The 22,932-nt window shown below is 55.4% G+C and carries 24 protein-coding genes; 14 read left to right on the top strand and 10 right to left on the bottom strand.

Annotation, left to right across the window (positions count from 1 at the left end; all coding sequences use genetic code 11):
* Positions 1–3: 3 nt before the first annotated feature.
* The gene (locus PanJK_RS18955) at positions 4–1,182 is read right to left on the bottom strand and encodes a Gfo/Idh/MocA family protein (RefSeq protein WP_008108027.1); all 1,179 of its coding nucleotides are present in this window, start codon (positions 1,180–1,182) and stop codon (positions 4–6) included.
* Positions 1,183–1,587: 405 nt separating this feature from the next.
* Between PanJK_RS18955 and PanJK_RS18950 the strand changes: the two genes are divergently transcribed.
* The 7 genes from PanJK_RS18950 to PanJK_RS18920 all read left to right on the top strand — a co-directional run bounded on the left by PanJK_RS18950 (position 1,588) and on the right by PanJK_RS18920 (position 8,242).
* A complete protein-coding gene (locus PanJK_RS18950) occupies positions 1,588–2,601 on the top strand; it encodes a LacI family DNA-binding transcriptional regulator (protein WP_265302004.1) in 1,014 nt (337 codons plus the stop codon).
* Between the two features lie 17 nt (positions 2,602–2,618).
* The gene (locus PanJK_RS18945; RefSeq protein ID WP_265302002.1) at positions 2,619–3,443 is read left to right on the top strand and encodes a sugar phosphate isomerase/epimerase family protein; all 825 of its coding nucleotides are present in this window, start codon (positions 2,619–2,621) and stop codon (positions 3,441–3,443) included.
* A 206-nt stretch (positions 3,444–3,649) separates the two neighbouring features.
* Positions 3,650–4,378 carry a gluconate 2-dehydrogenase subunit 3 family protein gene (locus PanJK_RS18940; RefSeq protein ID WP_265302000.1) on the top strand — a complete coding sequence of 243 codons (729 nt, stop codon included), beginning with the start codon at positions 3,650–3,652 and terminating at the stop codon, positions 4,376–4,378.
* An 18-nt stretch (positions 4,379–4,396) separates the two neighbouring features.
* The gene (locus tag PanJK_RS18935; RefSeq protein WP_265301998.1) at positions 4,397–6,166 is read left to right on the top strand and encodes a GMC family oxidoreductase; all 1,770 of its coding nucleotides are present in this window, start codon (positions 4,397–4,399) and stop codon (positions 6,164–6,166) included.
* Positions 6,167–6,168: 2 nt separating this feature from the next.
* Complete coding sequence (locus tag PanJK_RS18930) at positions 6,169–7,482, top strand: cytochrome c (RefSeq protein ID WP_265301996.1); 1,314 nt, start codon at positions 6,169–6,171, stop codon at positions 7,480–7,482.
* 171 nt (positions 7,483–7,653) lie between these two features.
* Positions 7,654–7,974 carry a type II toxin-antitoxin system RelE/ParE family toxin gene (locus tag PanJK_RS18925; RefSeq protein ID WP_256699101.1) on the top strand — a complete coding sequence of 107 codons (321 nt, stop codon included), beginning with the start codon at positions 7,654–7,656 and terminating at the stop codon, positions 7,972–7,974.
* Positions 7,964–8,242 carry a helix-turn-helix domain-containing protein gene (locus PanJK_RS18920; RefSeq protein WP_256699100.1) on the top strand — a complete coding sequence of 93 codons (279 nt, stop codon included), beginning with the start codon at positions 7,964–7,966 and terminating at the stop codon, positions 8,240–8,242. Before PanJK_RS18925 ends, PanJK_RS18920 begins: the two co-directional genes overlap by 11 nt.
* 56 nt (positions 8,243–8,298) lie before the next feature.
* On the opposite strand, the gene PanJK_RS18915 is transcribed toward PanJK_RS18920, so the two are convergent.
* Both PanJK_RS18915 and PanJK_RS18910 read right to left on the bottom strand, forming a co-directional pair.
* Positions 8,299–8,763 carry a heme-degrading domain-containing protein gene (locus tag PanJK_RS18915; RefSeq protein ID WP_265301993.1) on the bottom strand — a complete coding sequence of 155 codons (465 nt, stop codon included), beginning with the start codon at positions 8,761–8,763 and terminating at the stop codon, positions 8,299–8,301.
* A 92-nt stretch (positions 8,764–8,855) separates the two neighbouring features.
* Entirely contained in the window at positions 8,856–9,869 is a 1,014-nt protein-coding gene (locus PanJK_RS18910; RefSeq protein WP_265301991.1) for a LacI family DNA-binding transcriptional regulator, read from the bottom strand.
* 198 nt (positions 9,870–10,067) lie between these two features.
* Between PanJK_RS18910 and PanJK_RS18905 the strand changes: the two genes are divergently transcribed.
* Positions 10,068–11,264, top strand: a complete 1,197-nt coding sequence (locus PanJK_RS18905; protein WP_265302198.1) for an L-talarate/galactarate dehydratase — start codon at positions 10,068–10,070, stop codon at positions 11,262–11,264.
* On the opposite strand, the gene PanJK_RS18900 is transcribed toward PanJK_RS18905, so the two are convergent.
* Entirely contained in the window at positions 11,261–11,611 is a 351-nt protein-coding gene (locus PanJK_RS18900) for a cupin domain-containing protein (RefSeq protein ID WP_265301989.1), read from the bottom strand. The genes PanJK_RS18905 and PanJK_RS18900 overlap by 4 nt on opposite strands.
* A gap of 145 nt (positions 11,612–11,756) precedes the next feature.
* Between PanJK_RS18900 and glsB the strand changes: the two genes are divergently transcribed.
* The 3 genes from glsB to PanJK_RS18885 all read left to right on the top strand — a co-directional run bounded on the left by glsB (position 11,757) and on the right by PanJK_RS18885 (position 15,119).
* A complete protein-coding gene (glsB, locus tag PanJK_RS18895) occupies positions 11,757–12,680 on the top strand; it encodes a glutaminase B (RefSeq protein WP_175501710.1) in 924 nt (307 codons plus the stop codon).
* 219 nt (positions 12,681–12,899) lie between these two features.
* Complete coding sequence (locus tag PanJK_RS18890; RefSeq protein ID WP_265301986.1) at positions 12,900–13,316, top strand: DUF2946 domain-containing protein; 417 nt, start codon at positions 12,900–12,902, stop codon at positions 13,314–13,316.
* Positions 13,317–13,388: 72 nt separating this feature from the next.
* On the top strand, positions 13,389–15,119 hold the full coding sequence (locus PanJK_RS18885; RefSeq protein ID WP_265301983.1) for a DUF2534 family protein: 1,731 nt from the start codon (positions 13,389–13,391) through the stop codon (positions 15,117–15,119).
* A 50-nt stretch (positions 15,120–15,169) separates the two neighbouring features.
* On the opposite strand, the gene ahr (PanJK_RS18880) is transcribed toward PanJK_RS18885, so the two are convergent.
* From ahr (PanJK_RS18880) to PanJK_RS18870, 3 genes are all read right to left on the bottom strand, one after another.
* Entirely contained in the window at positions 15,170–16,186 is a 1,017-nt protein-coding gene (gene ahr / locus PanJK_RS18880; protein ID WP_154190823.1) for an NADPH-dependent aldehyde reductase Ahr, read from the bottom strand.
* A 151-nt stretch (positions 16,187–16,337) separates the two neighbouring features.
* Complete coding sequence (gene ahr, locus PanJK_RS18875) at positions 16,338–17,354, bottom strand: NADPH-dependent aldehyde reductase Ahr (protein WP_008108001.1); 1,017 nt, start codon at positions 17,352–17,354, stop codon at positions 16,338–16,340.
* 122 nt (positions 17,355–17,476) lie between these two features.
* Positions 17,477–17,746, bottom strand: a complete 270-nt coding sequence (locus PanJK_RS18870) for a hypothetical protein (protein ID WP_265301977.1) — start codon at positions 17,744–17,746, stop codon at positions 17,477–17,479.
* Positions 17,747–18,026: 280 nt separating this feature from the next.
* Between PanJK_RS18870 and PanJK_RS18865 the strand changes: the two genes are divergently transcribed.
* The 3 genes from PanJK_RS18865 (at position 18,027) to PanJK_RS18855 (ending at position 20,381) form a co-directional block, all read left to right on the top strand.
* Entirely contained in the window at positions 18,027–18,587 is a 561-nt protein-coding gene (locus PanJK_RS18865; protein ID WP_265301974.1) for a thioredoxin, read from the top strand.
* A 115-nt stretch (positions 18,588–18,702) separates the two neighbouring features.
* On the top strand, positions 18,703–19,626 hold the full coding sequence (locus PanJK_RS18860) for an extracellular solute-binding protein (protein ID WP_265301971.1): 924 nt from the start codon (positions 18,703–18,705) through the stop codon (positions 19,624–19,626).
* The gene (locus PanJK_RS18855) at positions 19,626–20,381 is read left to right on the top strand and encodes a molybdate ABC transporter permease subunit (protein ID WP_265301969.1); all 756 of its coding nucleotides are present in this window, start codon (positions 19,626–19,628) and stop codon (positions 20,379–20,381) included. Before PanJK_RS18860 ends, PanJK_RS18855 begins: the two co-directional genes overlap by 1 nt.
* 34 nt (positions 20,382–20,415) lie before the next feature.
* On the opposite strand, the gene PanJK_RS18850 is transcribed toward PanJK_RS18855, so the two are convergent.
* The 3 genes from PanJK_RS18850 to PanJK_RS18840 form a co-directional block, all read right to left on the bottom strand.
* Positions 20,416–20,886, bottom strand: a complete 471-nt coding sequence (locus tag PanJK_RS18850; protein WP_265301967.1) for a GlcG/HbpS family heme-binding protein — start codon at positions 20,884–20,886, stop codon at positions 20,416–20,418.
* Positions 20,887–20,972: 86 nt separating this feature from the next.
* Positions 20,973–21,584, bottom strand: coding sequence for a response regulator transcription factor (locus PanJK_RS18845; RefSeq protein ID WP_265301965.1), 612 nt, complete (start codon positions 21,582–21,584; stop codon positions 20,973–20,975).
* Positions 21,585–21,588: 4 nt separating this feature from the next.
* Positions 21,589–22,896: a sensor histidine kinase gene (locus tag PanJK_RS18840; protein ID WP_265301963.1), complete on the bottom strand. Its 1,308-nt coding sequence runs from the start codon at positions 22,894–22,896 to the stop codon at positions 21,589–21,591.
* Between the last annotated feature and the right edge of the window lie 36 nt (positions 22,897–22,932).

Raw genomic sequence — 22,932 nt, 5'->3', positions numbered from 1 at the left:
TCCTTATTCGTAGTTAACCCAGCTCGCGCCGTTGTCCGCAGAACGCACGCAGTTTTCGATCCAGCGCACACCTTCAATCCCGGCGTTGATATCGGGATAGATCAGGTTATCGAGAGTTTTTTGGTCGCCCTGTTGGGTGGCGTGAATGGCGATGGCAAATTTCAAATAGATGTTGGCCCAGGATTCCGCCAGACCTTCGGTATGCAGTGCGCCCAGACGTTCATCTGCCAAAGCACTTTCATGCAGGTACGGCATGCCGTGATGCATGATCTGATTCGGCTGGCCCTGCACTTCATATTTCAGCTCGCCAGGGTTGTAGTCGCTCCACTCCAGACTGGCGCGCGAACCAATCACACGAATGCTTTGGCTGTCCATCGAACCGGCGTTAATGGATGAGGCCCACATGCGCCCTACCGCGCCGTTGTCGTAATGCATCAGCACCATGGCGTTATCTTCCAGCGGCGCACGCGACGGAATAAAACTCTGACGATCGCACAGCAGCGATTTCACTTTCAGCTCTGGCAGCACCAGCTGTGAGATGTAGAAGGTGTGCGTAGAGATATCGCCGAGTACAAACGACGGACCGGCAATTTTAGGATCGACGCGCCATTTTTGCGCTTCGCTGAATTTGTCGGCGCTGTCATTGGCGCTGAAGCCGTGGGTGTATTGCAGCTCCACCATGCGCACATCACCAATTTCGCCATTGGCGATCATCGCCCGCATCTGCATTAGCAGCGGATGGCCAGAGAAACCGTAAGTTACGCCGACAATCAGCCCTTTCGCCGCCGCCAGCGCTTTGATTTCCAGCGCTTCGGCGGTGGTGAAGAACAGTGGCTTTTCACAAATCACGTGAATACCGGCATTCAGCGCCGCTTTAGTGATCTCGAAATGGGTGCCGTTTGGTGTGGCGATAGATACCACTTCAACGCCATCCTCACGCTTTGCCTCTTCGGCCAGCAGCTGCTGATAAGTGGCGTAGCAGCGATCCGCATCGAGTCCTAAGTTGACGCCGAAATCGCGGCCGCGCTCGGCATCGATATCAAAGGCGCTGGCAACCATCTGATACGCCGTGTTATCACGCAGCGCACCACAACGGTGTTTATAACCAACCTGGCTGAGACGACCGCCGCCGATCATGGCCCAGCGCAGTGGGCGTGGAATACTCTTTTCACCGATGAGCATAACAACTCCTGTTTATTTTGCACTCGGGTGCAAAATGGGTTGAGGTAAGATGTTGGGTATTGTTTTTCAGGTATTTTACTTTTTGCTACCGGGTGCAAAATGAGCCACTTAGGTGAGCCTTTAATGATGTTTCTTGCTTTGTGGTGAGCAAAATGTCGGCGAAGACGACTTTTTAGTCAATCTGGCAAAGTGCAAATCAGCGAAAGCGATCACAAAAAGTGAATGAAATGCACCCGATTGCAAAAAATGTTGCAATCGGGTGCAAAGATCAAACATAATCGCAACATCATAAAAACAGGGTTAATTGTCGCGCTTTACACCAAATGCGTGCGCTTAGGTGTTTATTTTCCGTTGGGTTTCACGTTCAATGCTGGGGGTCTCCGCTATTTCCCCTATGCAGGTGCTATGAGTAAACCAACCGCAAAATCCCACAAAGCCACCGCCAGCGATGTGGCAAGACTGGCTGGCGTCTCGAAATGGACGGTGTCGCGAGCCTTTACGCCCGGCGCGTCCATTTCCGAGAAAGCGCGCGAACGCGTCATCGCCATTGCTACCGAGCTGGGTTACCGTCCTAACCTGCTGGCGCGCAGCCTTTCGCAGAAGAAGACACAGATTATTGGTGTGGTGATCGACGAGCTAAAAAATCCGCACTCGATGCTGATGCTCGACACCGTCACCCGCCAGCTGCAGCAGCGCGGCTACATGGCGCTGCTGCTGAATATTAGTAGCGGTGAAAACTACCGTGCGGTGCTGTCGCTGGCCGATCAGCTGCAGGTCGATGGCATGCTGTTTCTCGGCACGGTTCTGAGTGATGAACTGATCGCCGTGGCACGTGAAATGCACCACATTCCGCTGGTTCAGGTGTGCCGTAACAACGACGAACCCGGCATTGAAGTGGTCAATGTCGACGGATTGCAGGCGGGTAAACAGCTGGGTGAACTGCTGCTGGCGCAAGGTTATACCCGCATCGGTTACATGATGGGCCCGGCCACCAGCAGCCATCACACGTTGCGTTTAGAAGGTTTGCAACTTGCGCTCAACGAAGCTGGCTTAGCGCTTGAAGTGCTGCTCACCGCCGGTGAATACGCCCGCGAACGCAGCTACGACGTGTTGACCGAGTATCTCAACGCGCACGCGCCCGATCAGCGGGTAGAAGCGCTGTTTTGCGAAAACGATGTGCTGGCGCTCGGCGCGCTGGCGGCACTGCGCGAAGGTGCAGGCAACAAATTTATGGCGGTGGTGGGTTTCGATGACATCGACGAAGCCAGCTTGCCCGGCTGGCAGCTCACCACCTTCAGCCAGCGTATTGATTTGATCGTCACTGAAGCCCTGAACCGGCTGATTGATGAACGTGCCACTCCGGGTGGCGTTTGGTCTCAGGGAGAATTGCGTATTCGACGCTCTCACCTGAAGCCGTGAGGTAACAAGGAGGAGAGATGAAGTTGTCGTTGCATGGCGTGTCTGTTTGGTACAGCAATGCCGTCACTCAGTTACGCATCGCCCATGAGACAGGCTTTAGCGGGCTGGAAATCCTGCCAGAACATCTGTATCGCTATCTGGAAAACGGTGGCAGCTATGCTGCCTACCGCGATCTGATGGCGAAATACAGCGTCGATATTACCTGCATTAATGCGCTAAAACGCATGGGTCGCCATGAACCGCAAGCACGCGCTGAGCTGCTGCGCGAAGCGGAAAAAATCTGCCAGGCTGCGGTGGAACTGCGTTGCCCGGTAGTGCAAATCATGGCGCTGACCGAACTCGATCACCTTTCCGCTAACGAGCGTGATGCCATCCTGCTGGAGAATATCTCCGCCATCGCCGATATCGGCGCACCGCACGGTATCAAATTCCAGATTGAAGTCGTTGCCTTCACCGCATTCAATTCGCTGCAACATGCGCTTGATCTGATTAAACAGAGCGGCAAAGACAACCTTGGTGTGGTAGTGGATTTCTGGCACCTGCATGCCGGTGGCGGCACCACGCCTGCCGAAGTGGCGCGCATAGATAAAGATCTGATTTACGGCGTGCATTTCTGCGATGGTCGCGCGGCGAAACCGGGCGAAGCCTGGGATGAGTGGGTACAACGCGACTATGCGCCGGGCGAAGGCGATGTCGATATTGCCGCCTGGGTATCTGCGGTGAAAGCCACCGGCTACGACGGTGTTTGGTCGCCGGAACTGTTAAGCCCGCAGAATTGGGAAGACGACCTGTGGGATATTTCCCGTCACTGCTATGAAGATATGAATAAATATATTCATTAACATAAAGGGCGCCCGATAACGGGTTTCCCGCGAATACGGTCACCATAAATGGCGACCGTATATTAACCCACCTCTGAAAAAATAATAACGAACGCAGATTCGTCGCTAGCGCCTGCGCGCTATTTAGCGCGATGTCATTGCGTCTGAAATATCTGAACGTCGTGCTCTGTCAATATTCATGTCTTGAAGATTAAGGGATAAGAAGTATGAACCGAAGAGAAGCGCTCTTTTCGCTCAGTGGAATTGTGGCATCCCTCGCCGTCGCGCCGCAACTGCGGGCGAAAGAGCTGCACAATGTCCCGCTGGAAACCAAACTCAGCCCCGATCACCTGCCGCAACCCGCATGGCAAGACGGTTATCAGGTGCTCACTAATCCGCTGGATCGCCAAAACCTGGCGGCCATTTTTGATCGTCTGATCCCCGCCGATGACCTTGGCCCGTCCGCCAGTGAAGCAGGCGCAATCGAGTTCCTCGATAACCAGTTAGCCGGAGATTATGGCTCCGGCGCGGCGCTCTATTTGCAGGCGCCGCTGCATCCGGAAAATGAAGCGGCGTTGATGGGCAGCCCGCAATTTCTCACCCCGCCGAAAGCGCGCTATTTAACCGGCTTAGCCGCGCTGGAAAAGTGGGCGCAGCAACAGCATCAGGCATCATTGCATACCTTATCAGCTGAACAGATCGATATATTCCTGACGGCAATGGAAGACGGCAAGATCGATTTAGGAAAAGACGTGAATAGCCAGGCGCTGTTTGAATTAATGCTACAAAACGCGCGCGAAAGCTATTTAGCGGATCCGATTTATGGCGGAAATAAAAATATGGTGGGCTGGAAAATGATCGGTTTTCCTGGCGCACGCTATGACTATCGCCCTTATATCGAACGCCGCAACGAAAATCTGGCGCTTATTCCCGTCAGTCTGATTCCTAACGATTAAATAGCCGGAGCTGAGTCAATGTCATTAGTTAGAAATAAAGCTGACGTGGTCATCGTCGGCTTAGGTTGGGCCGGTTCGGTGATGGCGGAAGAGCTAACCCGCGCGGGACTTAACGTGGTCGCCATCGAACGCGGTGCCTGGCGCGATACCTCGACCGATTTCCCGGTCGCCATTGATGCCGATGAACTGCGTTTCCACACGCGCCGCAAAATCCTGCAACCAATGAGCGTGGAAACCACCACCTTCCGCAACCGCAGCGATCAGCTGGCAGCGCCGGTGCGTAACTGGTCCGCGTTTCAGTTTGGCTGGAACGTCGGCGGTGCCGGCACACACTGGGCGGGCATGTCATGGCGCTTTACGCCGTGGGATTTTGAAGTGGCGAAGCAAACCCGTGAACGCTACGGCGCCAAGAAGATGCAGGGTTTGCAACTGCAGGATTGGGGCGTGACCTACGACGAAATGGCACCGTTCTACGATCGCTTCGAGCGTATTGCGGGTACCTCCGGTATCGCGGGCAATCTCAACGGCCAGCCGCAAAAAGGCGGCAATATCTTCGAAGGCCCGCGTTCGCGCGACTATCCTACCCCGCCGCTGAAAGATACGCACTGGATGAGCAAGTACCGCAAAACCACCGAAAGCATGGGTTATCACCCGTTCACGGTGCCTGCCGGTAACCTGTCGCAAGCCTATGTGAATCCGCTCGGCGTCAGCATGGGTCCGTGTACGTATTGCGGCTTCTGCGACTTCCACGGCTGCGGCAACTTCTCCAAATCATCGCCGCAAGCCTGCATTCTGCCGGTGCTGATGCGCCGTCCAAACTTCACGCTGCTGACCGAAACCGAAGTGCTGCATGCCGTGAAACATGACGACGGTAAAACGGTGAAAGGTGTGAAATTCATTACTCAGGATGGCGTGGAAGGCTTCCAACCGGCGGATATCGTCTGCATCACCGCTTATCAGATGGATAACGTGCGCCTGATGCTGCTCTCCGGCGTGGGCGAGCAATACAATCCGCTGACCGGGCGCGGCACCATTGGCCGTAACTACAACTATCAAACCTGCTCCAGCGTCACCGGCTTCTTTGATAACGAATACATGAATCCGTTCATCGGCGGCGGCGCATTGGCGGTGCAGATTGATGACTTCAATGGCGATAACTTCGACCACAGCGATCTCGATTTTATCGGCGGCGCGGGCATCATGGGCTTCTCCACCAACGGCCGTCCGATTCAGAACATGAACGGCCTGCGTCCGGGCACCAAACGCTGGGGCAGCGAGTGGAAAGCGGGTTACAAGCGTGATTACCAAACCGCTGGCACCATCTTCTGCCAGGGTACCTCAATGCCAATGCGCGAAGCCTATCTCGATCTCGATCCCAACTACAAAGATCGTCACGGCCAGCCGCTGATCCGCACCACGTTCGACTGGAACCAGAACGATGTGCGCATGGCGAAGTACGTCACCGATCGCGCCATCAACATCATGAAAGAGACCGGCGGCCAGCACATCGTGGTGGATAACCAGGCGGAGAAGAGCTGGAATCCGTACCAGCAGCACAGCTCGCACACTATTGGTGGCGCGGTGATGGGCGCCGATCCCAGCACTTCTGCACTCAATCCGTATCTGCAAAGTTGGGATGCGCACAACCTGTTTGTGGTCGGCGCATCCGCCTTCCCGAACAACGGCGGTTATAACCCCACCATTACCATTGGTGCGCTGGCGGTGCGCGCCGCGCAGGCGATCCACCAGAAGTACATCCATAATCCGGCACCGCTGGTGGGGGCGTAATCATGGCGAAAGCAAAGAAAATTACCTACACGCTCGCCGCGCTGGCGGTGATTGCAGGCATCGCGGCGTCCGGCCGGTTGTGGGTGGTGTTAGACAGCGCGCGCTCCAACGTTGCCGACGACAAGGTGCAGCTGGCCGATTTCCACAGCAACGACGATGCCGCCATCAAACGCGGTGAGTACGTGATGCGCCTCGCCGACTGTGTCGCCTGTCACAATGCGGACTTTTCCGGCGGCTACAAAATCGATACGCCCTTTGGCGCGCTGCAGACCTCGAACATTTCACCAGACCGTGAAACCGGCATCGGTAACATGACCGAGCGCGATTTCTTCAACGCGGTGCGTCAGGGACGCGGCGAACACGGCTTCATTTATCCAGCGATGCCGTACACCGCTTACACCCAAATGAGCGATGGCGATATGCACGATCTTTGGGCCTACTTCTCGGCGCAAAAACCGGTGCACAACGCCATCGATGAGAATGCGGGCATGAATTTCCCGTATAACATTCGTCTGGCGATGGCGGGCTGGAACCTGTTGTTCTTCGATAACAACGCGTTCAAGCCGCAAACTGCGCAGAATGACGAGTGGAATCGCGGCAAATACATCGTTGATGGTCCGGCGCACTGTAGCGTTTGTCACACCGCGCGCAACGCATTGGGCGGCGAAATCAGCAGCCAGTACCTGCAAGGCGGCAATCTGGGCAGCTGGTACGCGCCGGATATCACGCCAAATCCTCACGCTGGCATTGGCAAGTGGAGCGATGCACAGATCGCTGACTATCTAAAAACTGGCTCTAACGGCGAAAGCGTGGCGGCGGGTCCAATGGCGGAAGCGGTTGAGCACTCGACGCAGTATTTTAACGATCGCGATTTGCACGCTATCGCCACTTATCTGCGCAGCTTACCGGCCTCTTCCACGCCGAAATCCGCCGGGTTTGTGATGGATAAAACGCGTCACGATCAGGCGGCACTGCGCTATGAGGTGGATTGTTCGGCGTGTCACGGGTTGTCGGGTGAAGGTATCACCGGCATGGTACCCGCCTTTGCCGGCAATGGCGCAATGCAGAACGATCCCACCAACATGATTCACTCGCTGCTGGACGGTGCCCGCGCACCGCACACCGAAGGTCGCCCCACATCCGCAGGCATGCCGGCGTTCTCCTGGAAACTTAACGATCAGGAGATGGCGGATGTGCTGAACTACGTGAGGAATTCGTGGGGAAATCAGGCTGCAGAAGTTAAGGCCAGCCAGGTGGCCGATCTGCGTAAAGCCACCGGCGCAGGCGATAAGCTTAAAGTCCCGGCAATGAAATAGCGTTTGTTGTGCATTAAAACGCCCGATGTGTTGATCGCATCGGGCGTTTTTGTTTTTTGAATACTTTTAAACTTCCGTTCGATTAAGCATGAATCATTAGCTCAAAGGCTAATATTAGCTGTTGAGCTAATAACGAATCATCGTTAGAATTATCGCACGGAGGCCCTGCCAGTGTTCGAGGTTATCTACCATGAAGCAGCTGAGGATGAACTTAGGTCATTACCGCCAATCATTCGCGTGAAGTTTGTAAAACTCGTCAATCGACTGCAAACCGATCCTTGTAGTCTCCGTGAACCTCATACCAAACCATTGGGAAATGGGCTGTATGAGATTAGAACGTCTGGTAGCGATATCTCACGCGGACTTTGGGTGTATCAGCGAGGACAGAAAATTTACATGCTGCGTATTTTCATTAAGAAGAGTCAAAAAATACCATCATCAGAAATAGAGAAAGCCCTACGAAGGCTGGAGGAAATGCAGAATGAAATATAAAACTCATAATCAAATTCATGAAGAGATGCTGCAAGATCCCGAATATCGTGCAGCATGGGAAGCTGAGGAGCGTAAATCGCGGATGCAATCGCTACTCAAACAGTGGCGGCAGAATGCGGGTTTGACAAGCGCTCAGGTAGCAGAGCGAATGGGAGTAAAACCGCCAACCGTTTCGCGCATGGAAAAAAACATTACCTCTGCCAGCCTGGATACCATCGCGCGATACGCCAAAGCGTGCGGCGTTGGCTCAGCAACTCTGTTATTTTGATGATCAATACGCCGGAGGCCATTTTTCATTTTCCGGCGTTATTTATTCGAGCAACCTCAGCGCAGCAGCTGGGTAATCCCCCACAGCGCTAACGCATGATCGTCTTCGGAAGGTAAACCGCTGATGGTGACTGCGCCGATGATCGCACCCTGAGCAGTAAGCAGCGGGAAAGAGCCACCGTGATCGGTGTAATCTTCCTGGCGAGTATAAGCCTGCTTTGCCATACGCTCGCCCTTCTGCTCATTGAAAAGCCCCAGATACAGAGATGAATGACCGGTCAACAGCACGGTATTGCGCTTGCGACGCATCCATTCCAGATTTTCTGGAGCGGATCCTGGCAACGCAGCCAGAAACAGCACCTGTCCAAACGCATAGACTTCGATAGCCACAGGCGCATTGTCTTCACGGGCACGCTGCTGGATGCTTTGGCCGATTTGCCACGCTAAATCGAAATCAAACTGCGGTAAACGATGCTCAGCTTCCTGCTGCAGCAAGGTTTCAAGGGACGGCAGCGATGACATGATAGGAACCTCTCAATTTGAAATAAATTTTCCATATTTTATAACATGGAAGATATTTTTCGCATGTGATGAGCTTCTCACTTCAGATTTCGCTAACCGGAATCGCGCGGCACCATCTCAAAGCCAAGATCGATAATGGGATGTTCAACCACATTCCCTCGCAGCCGGTTCAGCAGTTGCTCAGCCGCTAACTGCCCCATGCGATGCCGTTCAATGCGCACCGTCGAGATAGCGGGGAAATTGGCAGCAGCAAAATCCAGATCGCCAAAACCAATCACCGCCAGTGGGTTTGGCACGTTTATTCCACGTGCCTGCGCTTCCATTAATGCGCCTTGCGCCAGCGTATCGGAACTGCACACCAGCACATCGACATCAGGATGCGCATCCAGCAGTTGAGCGCAGGCTTCGCGCCCGCGCTGCATCAGCGCTGGCAGCACTATCGGCGCATCAACTTGCGGTGAAATGCCTTGAGCGGCTAACGCATCGAGTAATCCCTGCTTGCGCTGCAGCGCGCGGCGGTCATCGGTCCAAATCAAACCTGGTCGCTGATAACCGCGTTCTGCGAGGTACGCTGCCACACGCGCGCCGACCTTTTCGTGGGAAAAACCCACCAGCATGTCGATCGGTGTTGGCGTCATGTCCCAGATCTCCACCACCGGCACTTCGGCCTGCAACAACACTTTTTTCAACTGGCTGCTGTGATGAATGCCGGTCAGCACGATGCCATCCGGACGCCGCGACAACAGCGTCGCCACGGTTTCTGCCTCGGTTTCAGTCTCATAGCCGGTGACGCACAACAGCATGTGATAGCCGTGCGCGCTGAGCGTGTCATTCAGCGTCTGAATGGTATCAACGAACATATTGTTATTGATTTGCGGCACTACCACCGCGATTAAGCGGCTGCGATTGCTCGCCAGGCTGCCGGCCTGGGCGTTAGGAATATAGCCGGTGGCGCTGATGGCAGCTTTCACTTTGGCTACCGTCGCCGGCCGCACCTGCTGCGGCGAATTTAACGCCCGGCTGACCGTCATCGGCGAAATCCCCGCGACGCGGGCAACATCTTCCAGCGTTGGCGCGCCTTTGCGCACCAGTTTGGTTGGTTTCATGGCAGCTCACGGTTCATGCAGATGCCGCTAGCATAGCAGTCTGGTGAGACGTGACAACAGCTCAACGCTAAAATGTTAGGGCTATCATTATTATTGCAGAATGGTAAAAGTGTGATCATCAAGACATAACTAAACCTAACTCCTGGCACATAGTGCAATGCGGACCAAGAATGTTAGCGCAATCATTTACCGGAGAACATCATGTCGAGTGTGAATTCTAACGCCGTGAGCTACGCCAAAACGCAGGCTACAGGCAACGCCACGGACAGCGGCGATCGTATTGTGTGGATCAATTTGTCGCTGGTATTTTTGCCGCTGGCAACGCCGGTCAGCGATGCCAAAGTACTGACCGGACGTCAAAAGCCATTAACCGAAGTGGCAATAATCGTTGCGGAAATTGAAACGCGCGATGGCTATCAAGGCATCGGCTTTAGCTATTCAAAACGCGCCGGCGGTCAGGGCATTTATGCGCATGCCTGTGAAATTGCTGACGCTCTGCTGGGTGAAGATCCTAATGATATCGACAAGATCTACACCAAACTGCTGTGGGCAGGCGCGTCAGTCGGCCGCAGCGGCATGGCAGTGCAGGCGATTTCGCCGTTTGATATCGCGCTGTGGGATATGAAAGCGCGTCGCGCCAGGCTGCCGCTGGCTAAACTGCTGGGCGCACATCGCGATTCCGTGCAGTGCTACAACACTTCCGGCGGATTCCTGCACACGCCTCTCGATCAGGTGATCAAAAACGTGGCGATTTCACGCGAAAGTGGCATTGGCGGCATCAAGCTTAAGGTCGGTCAGCCCAACACCGCTGAAGATCTGCGTCGATTAACCGCGGTGCGCCAAACGCTGGGTGATGATTTCCCGCTGATGGTTGACGCCAATCAGCAATGGGATCGCGAAACGGCGATCCGCATGGGGCGCAAGATGGAGCAGTTTAATCTGGTGTGGATTGAGGAGCCGCTGGATGCTTACGATGTCGAAGGCCACGCCGCGCTGACTGCCGCGCTGGATACGCCCATCGCCACCGGGGAAATGCTCACCAGCTTCCGCGAGCATGAACAGCTGATTCTGGGCAATGCTAGCGACTTCGTGCAGCCCGACGCGCCGCGCGTTGGCGGCATCACGCCTTTCCTGAAGATCATGGATCTGGCAGCGCGGCATGGCCGCAAACTGGCACCGCATTTCGCGATGGAGATCCACATTCACATGGCGGCAACCTATCCGATTGAACCCTGGCTGGAGCACTTTGAATGGCTCAATCCGCTGTTCAATGAGCAGCTGGAACTGCGCGATGGCCGCATGCTGATTTCCGATCGTCACGGCCTTGGCTTTAGCCTGAGCGAGCAGGCGCGACGCTGGACCACGCTGACGCACAGCGTCGGCAAGCGACCTTAGGCCAAATCAGGCGGAATCGCGCCGTAATGCACCGCGAGCCACACCGTTGGGCCGCTGCTGTCCGTCCAGTTGACGCGATGGCGGCAGCCTGCGGGAATCTCGACAAAATCGCCAACCTGCAAATGACGCTCCTGCGCTTCCCCTTCCAGCTGCAATCCTGCCGATCCCTGTAAAATCATCACCCATTCACCTTGCGTCTGGCAGTACCAGAAATCCGGTGGACTGGCTTGCCCGGTGGAAACGATGCGTTCGATGTGTAGATTGGGCTGCGTTAGCAGCGCTTCGAACGTCTCTGCGCTGCCGTTCTGTGCGGCGGCGGGAAAATCGCGAAACAGGTTAGTTATCATCGCGCGAGCTCGACATTTGATGAAATCAGCTCGCACTGTAACGCAGGCTTCACCCAGAAGGCTCACAGAATTTCGCGCCGCCGATTGACGCGCTGCACGCAAATCACCATCATCCTGGCCACGAATGGCTACATGGAGCGTGAAGGTGTCGGAACTCAGTAATGCATTGCTAGAAGAGATTGTCAGCGAAGTTCGCCCGCTCACCCAACAGGGGAAAGTGGCGGATTATATTCCGGCGCTGGCCGACGTGGATGCCGACCAGCTCGGCATCGCCATTTGCACGCCTGACGGACGCTGTTTTCAGGCCGGCGATGCCGCGACACGTTTCTCCATCCAATCAATTTCCAAAGTATTGTCACTCAGCGTGGCGCTCACCTTGTATGAGGATGGTGAAATCTGGCAACGCGTCGGCAAAGAGCCGTCCGGCCAGGCGTTCAATTCGCTAGTGCAGCTGGAGCTGGAACAAGGCAAACCGCGCAATCCGTTTATCAATGCCGGTGCGCTGGTGATGTGCGATCTGCTGGAAAGCCGCCTGACAGCACCGCGTCAGCGCATGCTGGAAATTGTGCGTCGTCTGGCGCAGCAAAACGACATCAATTACGACCGCGTCGTCGCGCGCTCTGAATACGAACATTCGGCACGCAATGCCGCCATTGCCTGGCTGATGAAATCCTTTGGCAACTTCCATAACGATGTCAGCAAAGTGATGGAAACCTATTTTCACTACTGCTCGTTAGCGATGAGTTGTGAAGAACTGGCGCGCACCTTTCTCTATCTCGCCAATCAGGGCCGCACTCAGGATGATGAATCAGCGGTGATCTCACCGCGCCAGGCACGTCAGGTGAACGCCTTGATGATGACCAGCGGCATGTACGATGGTGCCGGAGAATTCGCCTGGCGCGTGGGTATGCCAGCGAAGTCGGGCGTCGGCGGCGGCATTGTTGCGGTGATCCCTGGCGACATGAGTATCGCAGTCTGGTCGCCCGCGCTGGATCATTCGGGTAACTCCTTAGCAGGCACCGCGCTGCTGGAGAAACTTACCGAACGACTGGGAAGATCGATTTTTTAAGGCGCCTTAAATCACCGTAGGGTCGCCATTCATGGCGACCACGTCATATTGTTTCCACTCTGTATTTAACAGGTTGCATTAACGTTAACGGCCGCATCTCTTTAAGTGATTATTTTCAAAAGGTGCGAATTTTTCCTTAAATAATCTCTATTTTTTTAACCCACCAACGGCATTCGCGTTACACTTCCGCCTCATTTACGGAATCATCCACTAGCAACCATGACGTTTACACAACACTTCCGCCAGCGTTTGACTGCCTGCGTCGCCATTGTGGCGGTGCTGCTGCTGTTCGTCGCGCCGATTGTGTCAAAAACGTTGATGGAGCGTCAAAGCCAGCTGCTGGTGATGCCGCAGCACAGCATGATGGATAGCTCGATGAGCCATCATTCAATGATGATGGCGGATATGCCGATGCCCGGCATGAGCCATCACATGATGGACGACGGCGAGTTTGCCTGCGGCTACTGTGATCTGCTGGTGCATGTCCCGCTATTGATGTGGGTGTTTATTCCGTTCATCTGGCTGATCATGGTGATCTCACGCGCCCCGCCGCTGCCCCGCGTGGTTGCGCCGATTGTGCGTCGCTTTAGCAGCATTCACCGTCCGCGCGCCCCGCCTGCACCGCTTTCCTGCTGACCTCATTTATTGCAGCGCACGCTCGGCTTGAGCGATGTGCTAAGACAATTTCTTTTTGGAAGGAAGACGGCTTTGTCTGCTGCTCACTCTGCAGCACCGCGCGGCGCGGTGCTTAATTTGCTACGTCGCTTACATTTTTATATTGGTCTGTTTGTCGCCCCGTTCATCTTCGTTGCGGCGCTCAGCGGCACGCTTTATGTGTTAACGCCTCAGTTGGAAAACCTGATTTATGCCGATGCGCTAATTGCTGAACCACATGGCAACGCGCAGCCGCTGTCCGCGCAAATCAGCGCGGCCCGCGCTTATGCGGGAGAAAATCAACACATTTACGCGGTGCGTCCTGCGCCGCACGCAACGGACACCACGCGGGTGCAATTCAGCGACGCCACGCTCGGTGCATCGCTGTCGCGTGCGATATTTATCGATCCTTATAGCCTGAACGTGAAAGGCGATATGCCGGTTTACGGCACCAGCGGCGTATTGCCGTTGCGCACCACCATCGACTTGCTGCACAGCAGCCTGCTGCTTGGCGATTTCGGTCGCAACTACAGCGAGCTGGCGGCGTCCTGGCTGTGGGTGGCGGCGCTGGGTGGCGTGGTGCTGTGGCTGGGAACGCGTCCGAAACGGAAGCTGAAACAGCCGCGCAGTGGCTTCGCCTTCAGCCGACACTGGCACGTCACGCTCGGACTGACGCTGGCAATCGGTTTGGTGTTCTTCTCAGTGACCGGCCTGACGTGGTCGCAGTGGGCGGGCGGCAATATCGATCGCATGCGTACTGAACTGAACTGGCTGACGCCACAAGTCAATACCTCGCTGAATAGCGATGCGCCTGCTGCACCAGCCGATCCGCACGCCGAGCATAGGGCGGATATGTCGGGCATGAGCATGCCGATGTCATCCATGACCAAACCGGCGGCGGCGCCCGCCAAACCGGTGCGCAATAACGCTGCCGATGCCGACTGGGATCGCGTGCTGAACGCGGCGCGTCAGGATGGACTGAGTGCAGCGAAGCTTGAATTGCGTCAGCCGAAAAGCGCCGACAAAGCGTGGGCGGTGACGGAAATCGACCGCAGCTGGCCAACGCACGTGGATGCGGTGTCGGTGAATCCGCAGGACTTTAGCGTGGTGGATCACGTCTACTTTGCCCGTTTCCCGCTGGTGGCGAAGCTGACGCGCTGGGGTGTGGATGCGCACATGGGCGTGCTGTTTGGATTGCCCAATCAGCTGCTGCTGGCGTTCTTTGGCCTTGGTTTATGCAGCATGATTGTGCTCGGTTATCGCATGTGGTGGATTCGCCGGCCAAAAGATGTCGAAGCGAATCCAGCACAAACCCTGACCGAAACCTGGATGGCGTTGCCGCATTACGCCAAAGGTGCGTGGTTAATGTTGGCGCTGGCGTTGGGTTACGCGCTGCCGGTGATGGGCGCGAGTTTGCTGGCGTTCCTGCTGCTGGATATTCTGCGCTGGCGTAAACAGCAACGCGCGCCGCTTGATGAAGCCGCGCTGCTGGCCTCACAGCAATCTCCGCTGGGCATTATTCGCGCACGCTTTGCCGTGAAGCGTAAAGAGATGCGCTATTTCCTGCGCGGTTTGTTCATCCTGGCGCTGATTGTTGGGACGGTGATGAGCAATGCGATTATCGGCGGCGTTATCGATCAATATGGCATTCCGTTCAGCCACTGGTCGCTGACCATGTACATCACGCAGGGCTTTATGATTGCGTTGTACACCACGGTGTTTACCGCGCTGACGTCAATTCCGCTGTGGTATTTCTTCCTCGGCGAAAAGGATGACCGAGGCTAATTTCGTAGGGTCGCCATTCATGGCGACCTTTTTTACCACCTGCACCGCCCTTAAAAATCCGCTTTCAACACCACGCGATAGTTCGCTTTCCCGGCACGCAGATGTTCCAGCGCTTCATTCACCTGCGACATCGGGAACGCTTCCACTTGCGGCGCAATATCAGTACGCGATGCCAGCTTCAGCAACGCCCGCAATTGGCCCGGTGAACCGGTTGACGATCCGGTTAACGCACGGTCACCAACAATCAAACTGAACGCCGGCACTTCAAACGGCTTCATCACCGCGCCAACAGTATGGAACGCGCCACGGCGCGCCAGCGCCTGATAGTACGGCTTCCAGTCCAGATCCACCGCCACGGTGCTGATAATCAGATCAAACTGCCCGGCCAGCGCGCTCAACGCCTGCGGATCACGGCTGTTTACCACCCGATCGGCACCCATCGCTTTAATCGAATCGGTTTTCGCGGCTGAAGAACTGAACGCCGTAACGTGCGCACCCATCGCCCGCAGCAGTTTGATCGCCATATGCCCCAGACCGCCAATGCCGATCACGCCGACGCGGCTGGTGGCGGAGATGTTGTGCATTAACAGCGGTTTAAACACGGTAATACCGCCGCAGAGTAACGGCCCAGCGGTGGCGATATCCAGCGCGTCCGGCAGTGGGATCACCCATTGCCAGTTAGCGCGCAGATGACTGGCAAAGCCGCCGTGATTATTGATGGTAGAGGTTTTACCGTTTTCGCAGTTCACCTGATCGCCTTCGATACAGGCATCGCAGTGCTGGCAGCTTTTCGCTGTCCAGCCAATGCCCACGCGCTGGCCGATGTGCAGCCCTTTGTTTTGCGCCGCATCACCCAAAGCCACCACACGACCAATCACTTCGTGACCCGCAATCAGCGGATAGCGCGAGCCGCCCCATTCGTTATCGATCATTGACAAATCAGAGTGGCAGACGCCGCAATAATCTACCGCAACCTGCACATCCTCAGCGGCCAGTGGACCGGCATCGTATTCGTAAGGCACCAACGCCTCACCCGCTTGCAGAGCGGCATAGCTGGAAATTTTCATTGCTGTCCTCGAGTTGGGTTGGGTGACAGCAGTTTATCAAAGCGATGCGTCATTATATGCCGAACAATCAGGGGATTAAGGCTGAGGATGCTGTTTGGGAGGGAGGTGCGATAGGTAAATCGGTGCGCAGTAATGCGCACCGTTTGACGTATTAAAAATCGGCTTTCAACACTACGCGGTAATTGGCTTTACCCGCGCGTACGTGATCCAACGCTTCGTTGATTTTGGACATCGGGAACTCTTCCACCTGTGGCGCGATATCCGCACGCGATGCCAGTTTCATCAGTGAACGCAGCTGGCCTGGTGAACCGGTAGAAGAACCGGTCACCGCGCGATCGCCCATAATCAGGCTGAACGCCGGCACTTCAAACGGCTTCATTACTGCGCCGACGGTGTGGAATTTACCGTGCGGTGCCAGCGCCTGGAAGTACGGTGCCCAATCGAGATCGACGGCTACCGTGCTGATGATCAAATCAAACTGCCCAGCCAGCGCATTCAGCGCCTGCGGGTCGCGGCTGTTAACCACGCGGTCCGCGCCCATCGCTTTGATCGACTCGGTTTTGCTGGCGTTGGAGCTGAATGCCGTCACTTCTGCACCCATCGCACGCAGCAATTTAATCGCCATGTGGCCCAGGCCGCCAATGCCGATCACGCCAACGCGGCTGGTTGCGGTGACATGATGCATCAACAGCGGTTTAAATACGGTGATGCCGCCACACAGCAGTGGACCCGCCGAAGTGTAATCCATCGCTTCCGGCAGCGGGATCACCCATTGCCAGTCGGCACGCAGATGGCTGGCAAAACCGCCTTTATTCATGATGGTTGGCACCGAACCGTTTTCACAGTTGACGTGCTCGCCATTGATACAGGCATTACAGTGCTGACAGCTTTTCGCTGTCCAGCCGATGCCCACGCGCTGGCCCACTTTCAAACCTTTGTTTTGCGCCGCGTCGCCTAAGGCGCTGATGCGACCAATCACTTCATGGCCGGCAATCACCGGGAACGAGGAGATGCCCCACTCGTTATCAATCATCGACAAATCTGAGTGACAAACACCGCAGTAATCGACCTCAACCTGCACCTCTTCAGCAGCCAGTTCACCAGCTTCGTACTCGTGAGGCACCAGCGCTTCACCCGCGTTCAAGGCGGCATAACTTTTGATTTTCATTACTGTCCTCTGTATCCAGGTTTTTGACAGGGCAAGTCTAGCAGAGCGTGTTTCCCGCTCTTGACCATAAATCCGTCACTTAGCCGCTTTAACGCGTTAAAACCGCTGAAAAGCATCAAGGGTTAAAGCGGATCATGATAAATCGGCGTGCGATAGGCGACGCGCGCCTCTTCAATCAGTTGGCTGGCGGTTACCGTCGGCGGCAAGCGCGTTAGCACTCTGCTCGCTTGCCAGTAACACAACACCATTAATTCATCGGATTCGCTCTCCGCCATCTCCAGCAGCCGCTCACGCAGAGTGGGAACGTCCAGCGTTTGATGTTCGTCCATTAACTCAACAATGGTTTCGTTGAGAACCTGATGAATGATTTTCCAGGAGAGATTGGCAAACACATTGAACCTCGATGCTCTAAACGTTTGGCTCCAGGCAAATGAACTAAAAATGCTACAAGTAAGAAGATTGAAACAGGATTAACTATAGCCGCTTATTTTCTGTGCAAAGCCGCTGCGGGCCGAGTTTCTTGTAGCTCGCGGATCTATAAAACGATTTTTCTTTCGTCACATTTGCAGCCCGCGAATGGCTTTGTAACAAAAAAGCACAAGCCCGCACTGGCTGTCCACGCAGCGCTTTGCCAAAGTAAGGCAACTTTTATCGTTGCAACAGGGAATTACCATGAGCCAATCCACCGCATTACACGCCGATCCGCTGGTTTGGGGCCACGGCCCGAAAGTGTTTGAAGTCTTTCTGGAACCGACCTGCCCGTTCTCCGTGCGCGCATTCAACAAGCTCGACGCGCTGCTGCAATTAGTGGGCGAAGAGAAGATGACGTTAAAAATCCGTTTGCAATCACAGCCCTGGCATATGTATTCCGGCGTGATTGTGCGCTACATCCTTGCCGCCTCAACCTTGTCGGAAGGCAAAGCGGCAGCCAAAAAGGTGCTGCAAGCGGTGGCCGATCATCGTGAAGAGTTCGAGTTTATCGATCACAGCCACGGCCCGAATATGGACGCGACGCCGAATCAGATTCTCGATCGTCTTGAGCATTACAGCGGCGTTAACGCACGCGAACCGTTCCTGCGTGCCGAACTGCAAAATGAGATCAAATGGCACAGCAAATATTCGCGGCAAAATGGCATCCACGTTTCACCAACCTTCATCACCAATGGTTTAGTGCAGCTGGATATCGGCAGCGGCGACGAGATTGAATCCTGGGCCAAACGCATTCTCGCCTAAGCGCGTCGGCCCGTTGCGGCGGGCCTTTAGTATGATTTCGCAATAGATTTTCGCTTGCACAGCTTGCCTCAATTCCGATAATCGCTATCTACCTAATTATATAGCGAGAAAGGGAATGCGATTCACTCACCTCACCGCGCTGCTGCTCACTGCCGGCGCGGGCTTGAGTCTGCATGCACAAGCGAATACCGATATCCGCGTGACCTACGCCGGTTCCATGGGCAAAGTGATGGACCAATCATTAGGTCCAGTCTTTGCTAAACAAAACAACGGCACGTATGAAGGTCAGGGCCAGGGCGCCTATGGCATGGCACGTTTGCTGGCGAGCAAAAAAATCACCGCCGATGTGTTTGTTTCCATCACGCCGGGGCCGATGCAGATCCTGAAAGATGCTGGATTGATTGATGATGCGATCCCAGTGGCGAGCACCAGCATGGTGGTGGCGTATAGTCCGAAAGGAAAATACGCGCAGCAGTTCGCGCAGGCCAAAGGCAGCAACACCAGCTGGCTGAAGGTGCTGGCAACGCCGGGCATTAAGTTCGGCCGCACCGATCCGATCAACGACCCTAAAGGTCAGAACATCATCTTTACCCTGCTGCTGGCTGAGAAGTATTACCATCAGCCGGGCATCGCCGATAAAATTATGGGCGGCTATCAAAATCCGGCACAAACCCATCTGGAAGGCGGCCTGCTAACACGGCTGGAAAGCGGCCAGGTTGATGCCGCCGCCGGTTACGAGAGCGAAGTGATCTCCGCGCATCTGCCCTATGTGGCACTGCCCGACGAGATTAATCTGAGTAATCCGGCAATGGCGAAGCAGTGGTACAACACGGTGAGTTTCAGCGTGAAAGACGGCGCGGGCAAAGACAAAGTGCTACACACGCAGCCGCTGGTTTACTACGCCGCCGTGTTGAAGAACGCCCCGCACGGCGCTGCCGCCGGCAAAGCCTTTGTCGATTTTATGCTGAGTCAGCCGGGACAGGCGCTGTTTAAACAGAATGGCTATGCCGCGCCGAAAGGCAGTTCGATCTACCCTTGATGAAAACCCGTCACGCCACCGCGCTATGGCTGTCACTGCCCGCACTGCTGTTGCTGGCGGTGCCTTTTCTCACGCTGATTGGCGTCACCAACTGGCAGCATCTGCAGCTGGCGTGGGGCGATGGCAATGCTATCGCTACGTCGCTGGGTTTGGGTGCGATCGCGCTATTGCTGATATTTGTCAGTGGATTGCCGCTGGCATGGTGGCTGTCGCAGGCGCGCGGTCGGATGCGGTTAATCGTCGAACTGCTGGTGATGATCCCGCTGCTGACGCCGCCGCTGGCGATGGGGATTTTGTTGGTAAGCGCTTACGGGCCGTATAGTTTGCCGGGTGAACTGTTGGAGAAGTTTGGCTGGACGCTGGTGAATAATCCGGCCGCGTTTATTCTGGCGCAATGGTACGGCGCGTTGCCCTACTTCGTCACCACCGCACGTTCGGCGTTTGCCGGTGTGCCAAAGCCGATTCTGGAAGCGGGCCGCACGTTGGGCGCGTCGCCGTGGCAGCGTTTTTGGCGTCTATCGATCCCGCTTGCCGCGCCGGGGCTGGCAACCGCCAGCGCACTGGCGTGGGCGCGTGCCATGGGCGAGTTTGGCATCGTGATGATCTTTGCCTGGTTCCCGCAGGGCATGCCGGTTCAGCTGTATAACAATCTGCAAAATAATGGCATCGACGCGGTGTATGTGCTGCTGTGGTTGCTGCTGCTGTTTACCTTGCCGATGCCGCTGATCTGTTTTGCGCTGTCACGCCGCATGTGACCATGTCGCCATGAATGGCGACCCTACACTTTGTTTATAACGCTTTCAGTGCATCCATCGCACAGGCTTCATCCAGATTGCCGCCCGGTGCGCCGCCGATGCCGATTGCGCCAATCACCTGATCGCCGCTTTTCACCGGCACACCACCCGCCAACAGCAGGAAGCCAGGAATATCACGCATATTCTGCGCACCGGCATTATTCTGCGCCGCTTCCATCACCTTGCCGCTTGGATTTTTGGTGCTGAGCGCGGTGTAGGCTTTCATCTGGCTGGCTTCAACGGTGTGCGGACCGGCATTATCCATGCGCTGCACCGCTTTTACCACACCGGCACGATCAACCACGGTCACGGCTACGTTGTAGTTTTTCGCCGCGCACGACTGAATCGCGGCGCTTGCCAGCTTCTGTGCGTCAGCCAGTGAAAGGTTGGATTCAGTTAATGCCGCATGGCTGCTAAAGGAAACAAAGGCCGCCGCAGCGGCAATCAGAGAAAGGCGGATGTTCATGTGTCACTCCTGTTTAATAGTGAGTGGCACTTTAAAGCGCGGCAGAGAAAAGAAATATTCGGGCGATTACCCGTTCATCCTGGTAGTTATACCTGGTTCAGCTGCTGCCAGGCGTGAATCAATTGCGCGAGATTATTGAGTTCCAGCTTGGCGAACACTGCCGCGCGGTGCGCTTCCACGGTACGCGGCGACAGCGATAAATCACGCGCGATCTCTTTGCTGGTTTGCCCGGCAATCATCATTTGCATTACTTCAGTTTCACGCGCCGATAATAGCGCAAATCGCGCCTGCAAACCCTGCTGCGACTGCCAGCGCCCGGCACGTTGTTCACTCTCATTGAATGCCAGATGAATAGTTTCCAGCAGCGGTTCTATATCCAGCGGCTTGGTGTAAAACTCAAACGCGCCCTGACGAAATGCACGACGGCAGGCATCAATGGTGCCGTGACCGGTCATGATGATCACCGGCAGCAGCGGATGGCGATCGCCCTGTTCCGCCAGCCAGCTCAGGCCGCTAATGCCCGGCATGCGCACATCCAGCAGCAAACAGCCGCGCAGCGGTTCCTGCGCTTGCGTGGCCGCTTCAAATGCGGCCAGATCGGCAAAATCGGCCACGTCATATTCCAGCGTTTTAAGTAAAAAACCGAGCGATTCACGCACAGACAAATCATCATCCACTAACCAAACCTTTGCGACCATTCCGTTACTCCGCCAGTTGGAAAATTAAGGTAATCTCCGCGCCGCCTGCAGCGCGATTTGCCAGCCGCAGCTGGCCGTTCATGCGTAACATCAAGTTCTCGACCAACGTCATGCCTAATCCCATGCTATTGGCGCGCGTGCTGTAAAACGGCATGCAAGCCTGCGCTAATCCTTCCGCAGAGAAGCCGGGACCGTTATCACTGATGATGATTTTGATGCCCTGTGGAACATGCTCCGATGCAATGTTCACCCATGCATCGGGACGTCCGTGCTGCATGTGAATGGCGTTTTGCAACAGGTTGTGGAACACCTGTTCCAGCCACTGTGGATCGCTTAGCACTTTCGCCTGACCGTGCTGGAACTGCTGACGCAGCGCGACATCGCCATCATCCAGTTCCTGTTGCAACAGCACTGTTACGCGCCGCCAAACCGCTTCCGGATTCACAGCGCTCATCGCTACCGGGCGTTCGCTCACGATGTCGCGAAAACGCTGCAGCAACGCCGCGAGGCGTTCGGTTTGCAAACTCATCGCGTTGAGCGCCTGTGGCAGATTTTCGTGTTTACCCTGCCTCAACAGTAACTGACTGCTATGCAACCAGGTGTTGATGGCGGTCAGCGGCTGATTGATTTCATGAATGATGCCCGCAGTGAACTCGCCCAGCGCTTCACGCCGCGTACGCTGGAAATAGTCCGCACGCAGGCGCATCTCCACATGTTGACGCCAGTGACGCAACAGCCACCAGCCCAAGCCGCCAATCACCAGCCACAACAGCAGCGCCAGCGTAAATGGCAGCATATGCAGCGCTCGCCAGTCGGGATTGGCGCTGCCTTTCAGTAAGAACGGCTGATAGTGATTGATGAACGGCCGCTGCCATTGCCAACGCGCCGAGTCCGAATAGTTCGCTGTTTGCATCGCAGGCGGAGCGTGGATATGAAACGCCAACGCCAGCGCTACATCTGAGGTTTGCAGGGCAAAGTGCAAATCGATCAGCATGCGAATCTGGCGGTAAGGATTGTAGAGCCAATAGCGTCCACCGCTCACTTCTTCAAAACGTGGCGCGGTTAACGGACGATTTACGGTGTGTTCCAGCAGGACAAGCTGCGGAAATTTGCTCTGCAAAGCAGCGAGATCCTCATCGCCATCAAGCAGCGGCAATAGCGTTTCATTCTGCGTTTGATAGGCGGCAAGGCGGTTAAATTGCTGATTAAATTGCGCCTCGCCCACACGCTGCTGCTGCAAAATTTGATCGGCAAATAACGCTATCAAGGTGATCAGCGTTAACAGTAGCCAGACCAGCCAATACCTTTTCATCCATGGTCGGTAAGTGTGCGGCATAGAATTCCGTGG

This window comes from Pantoea sp. JK, from assembly GCF_026130245.1.
GTDB lineage: Bacteria > Pseudomonadota > Gammaproteobacteria > Enterobacterales > Enterobacteriaceae > Pantoea > Pantoea trifolii.
The sequence above is the reverse complement of the archived record's forward strand: the minus strand, read 5'-3'. Positions and strand labels throughout refer to the sequence as shown.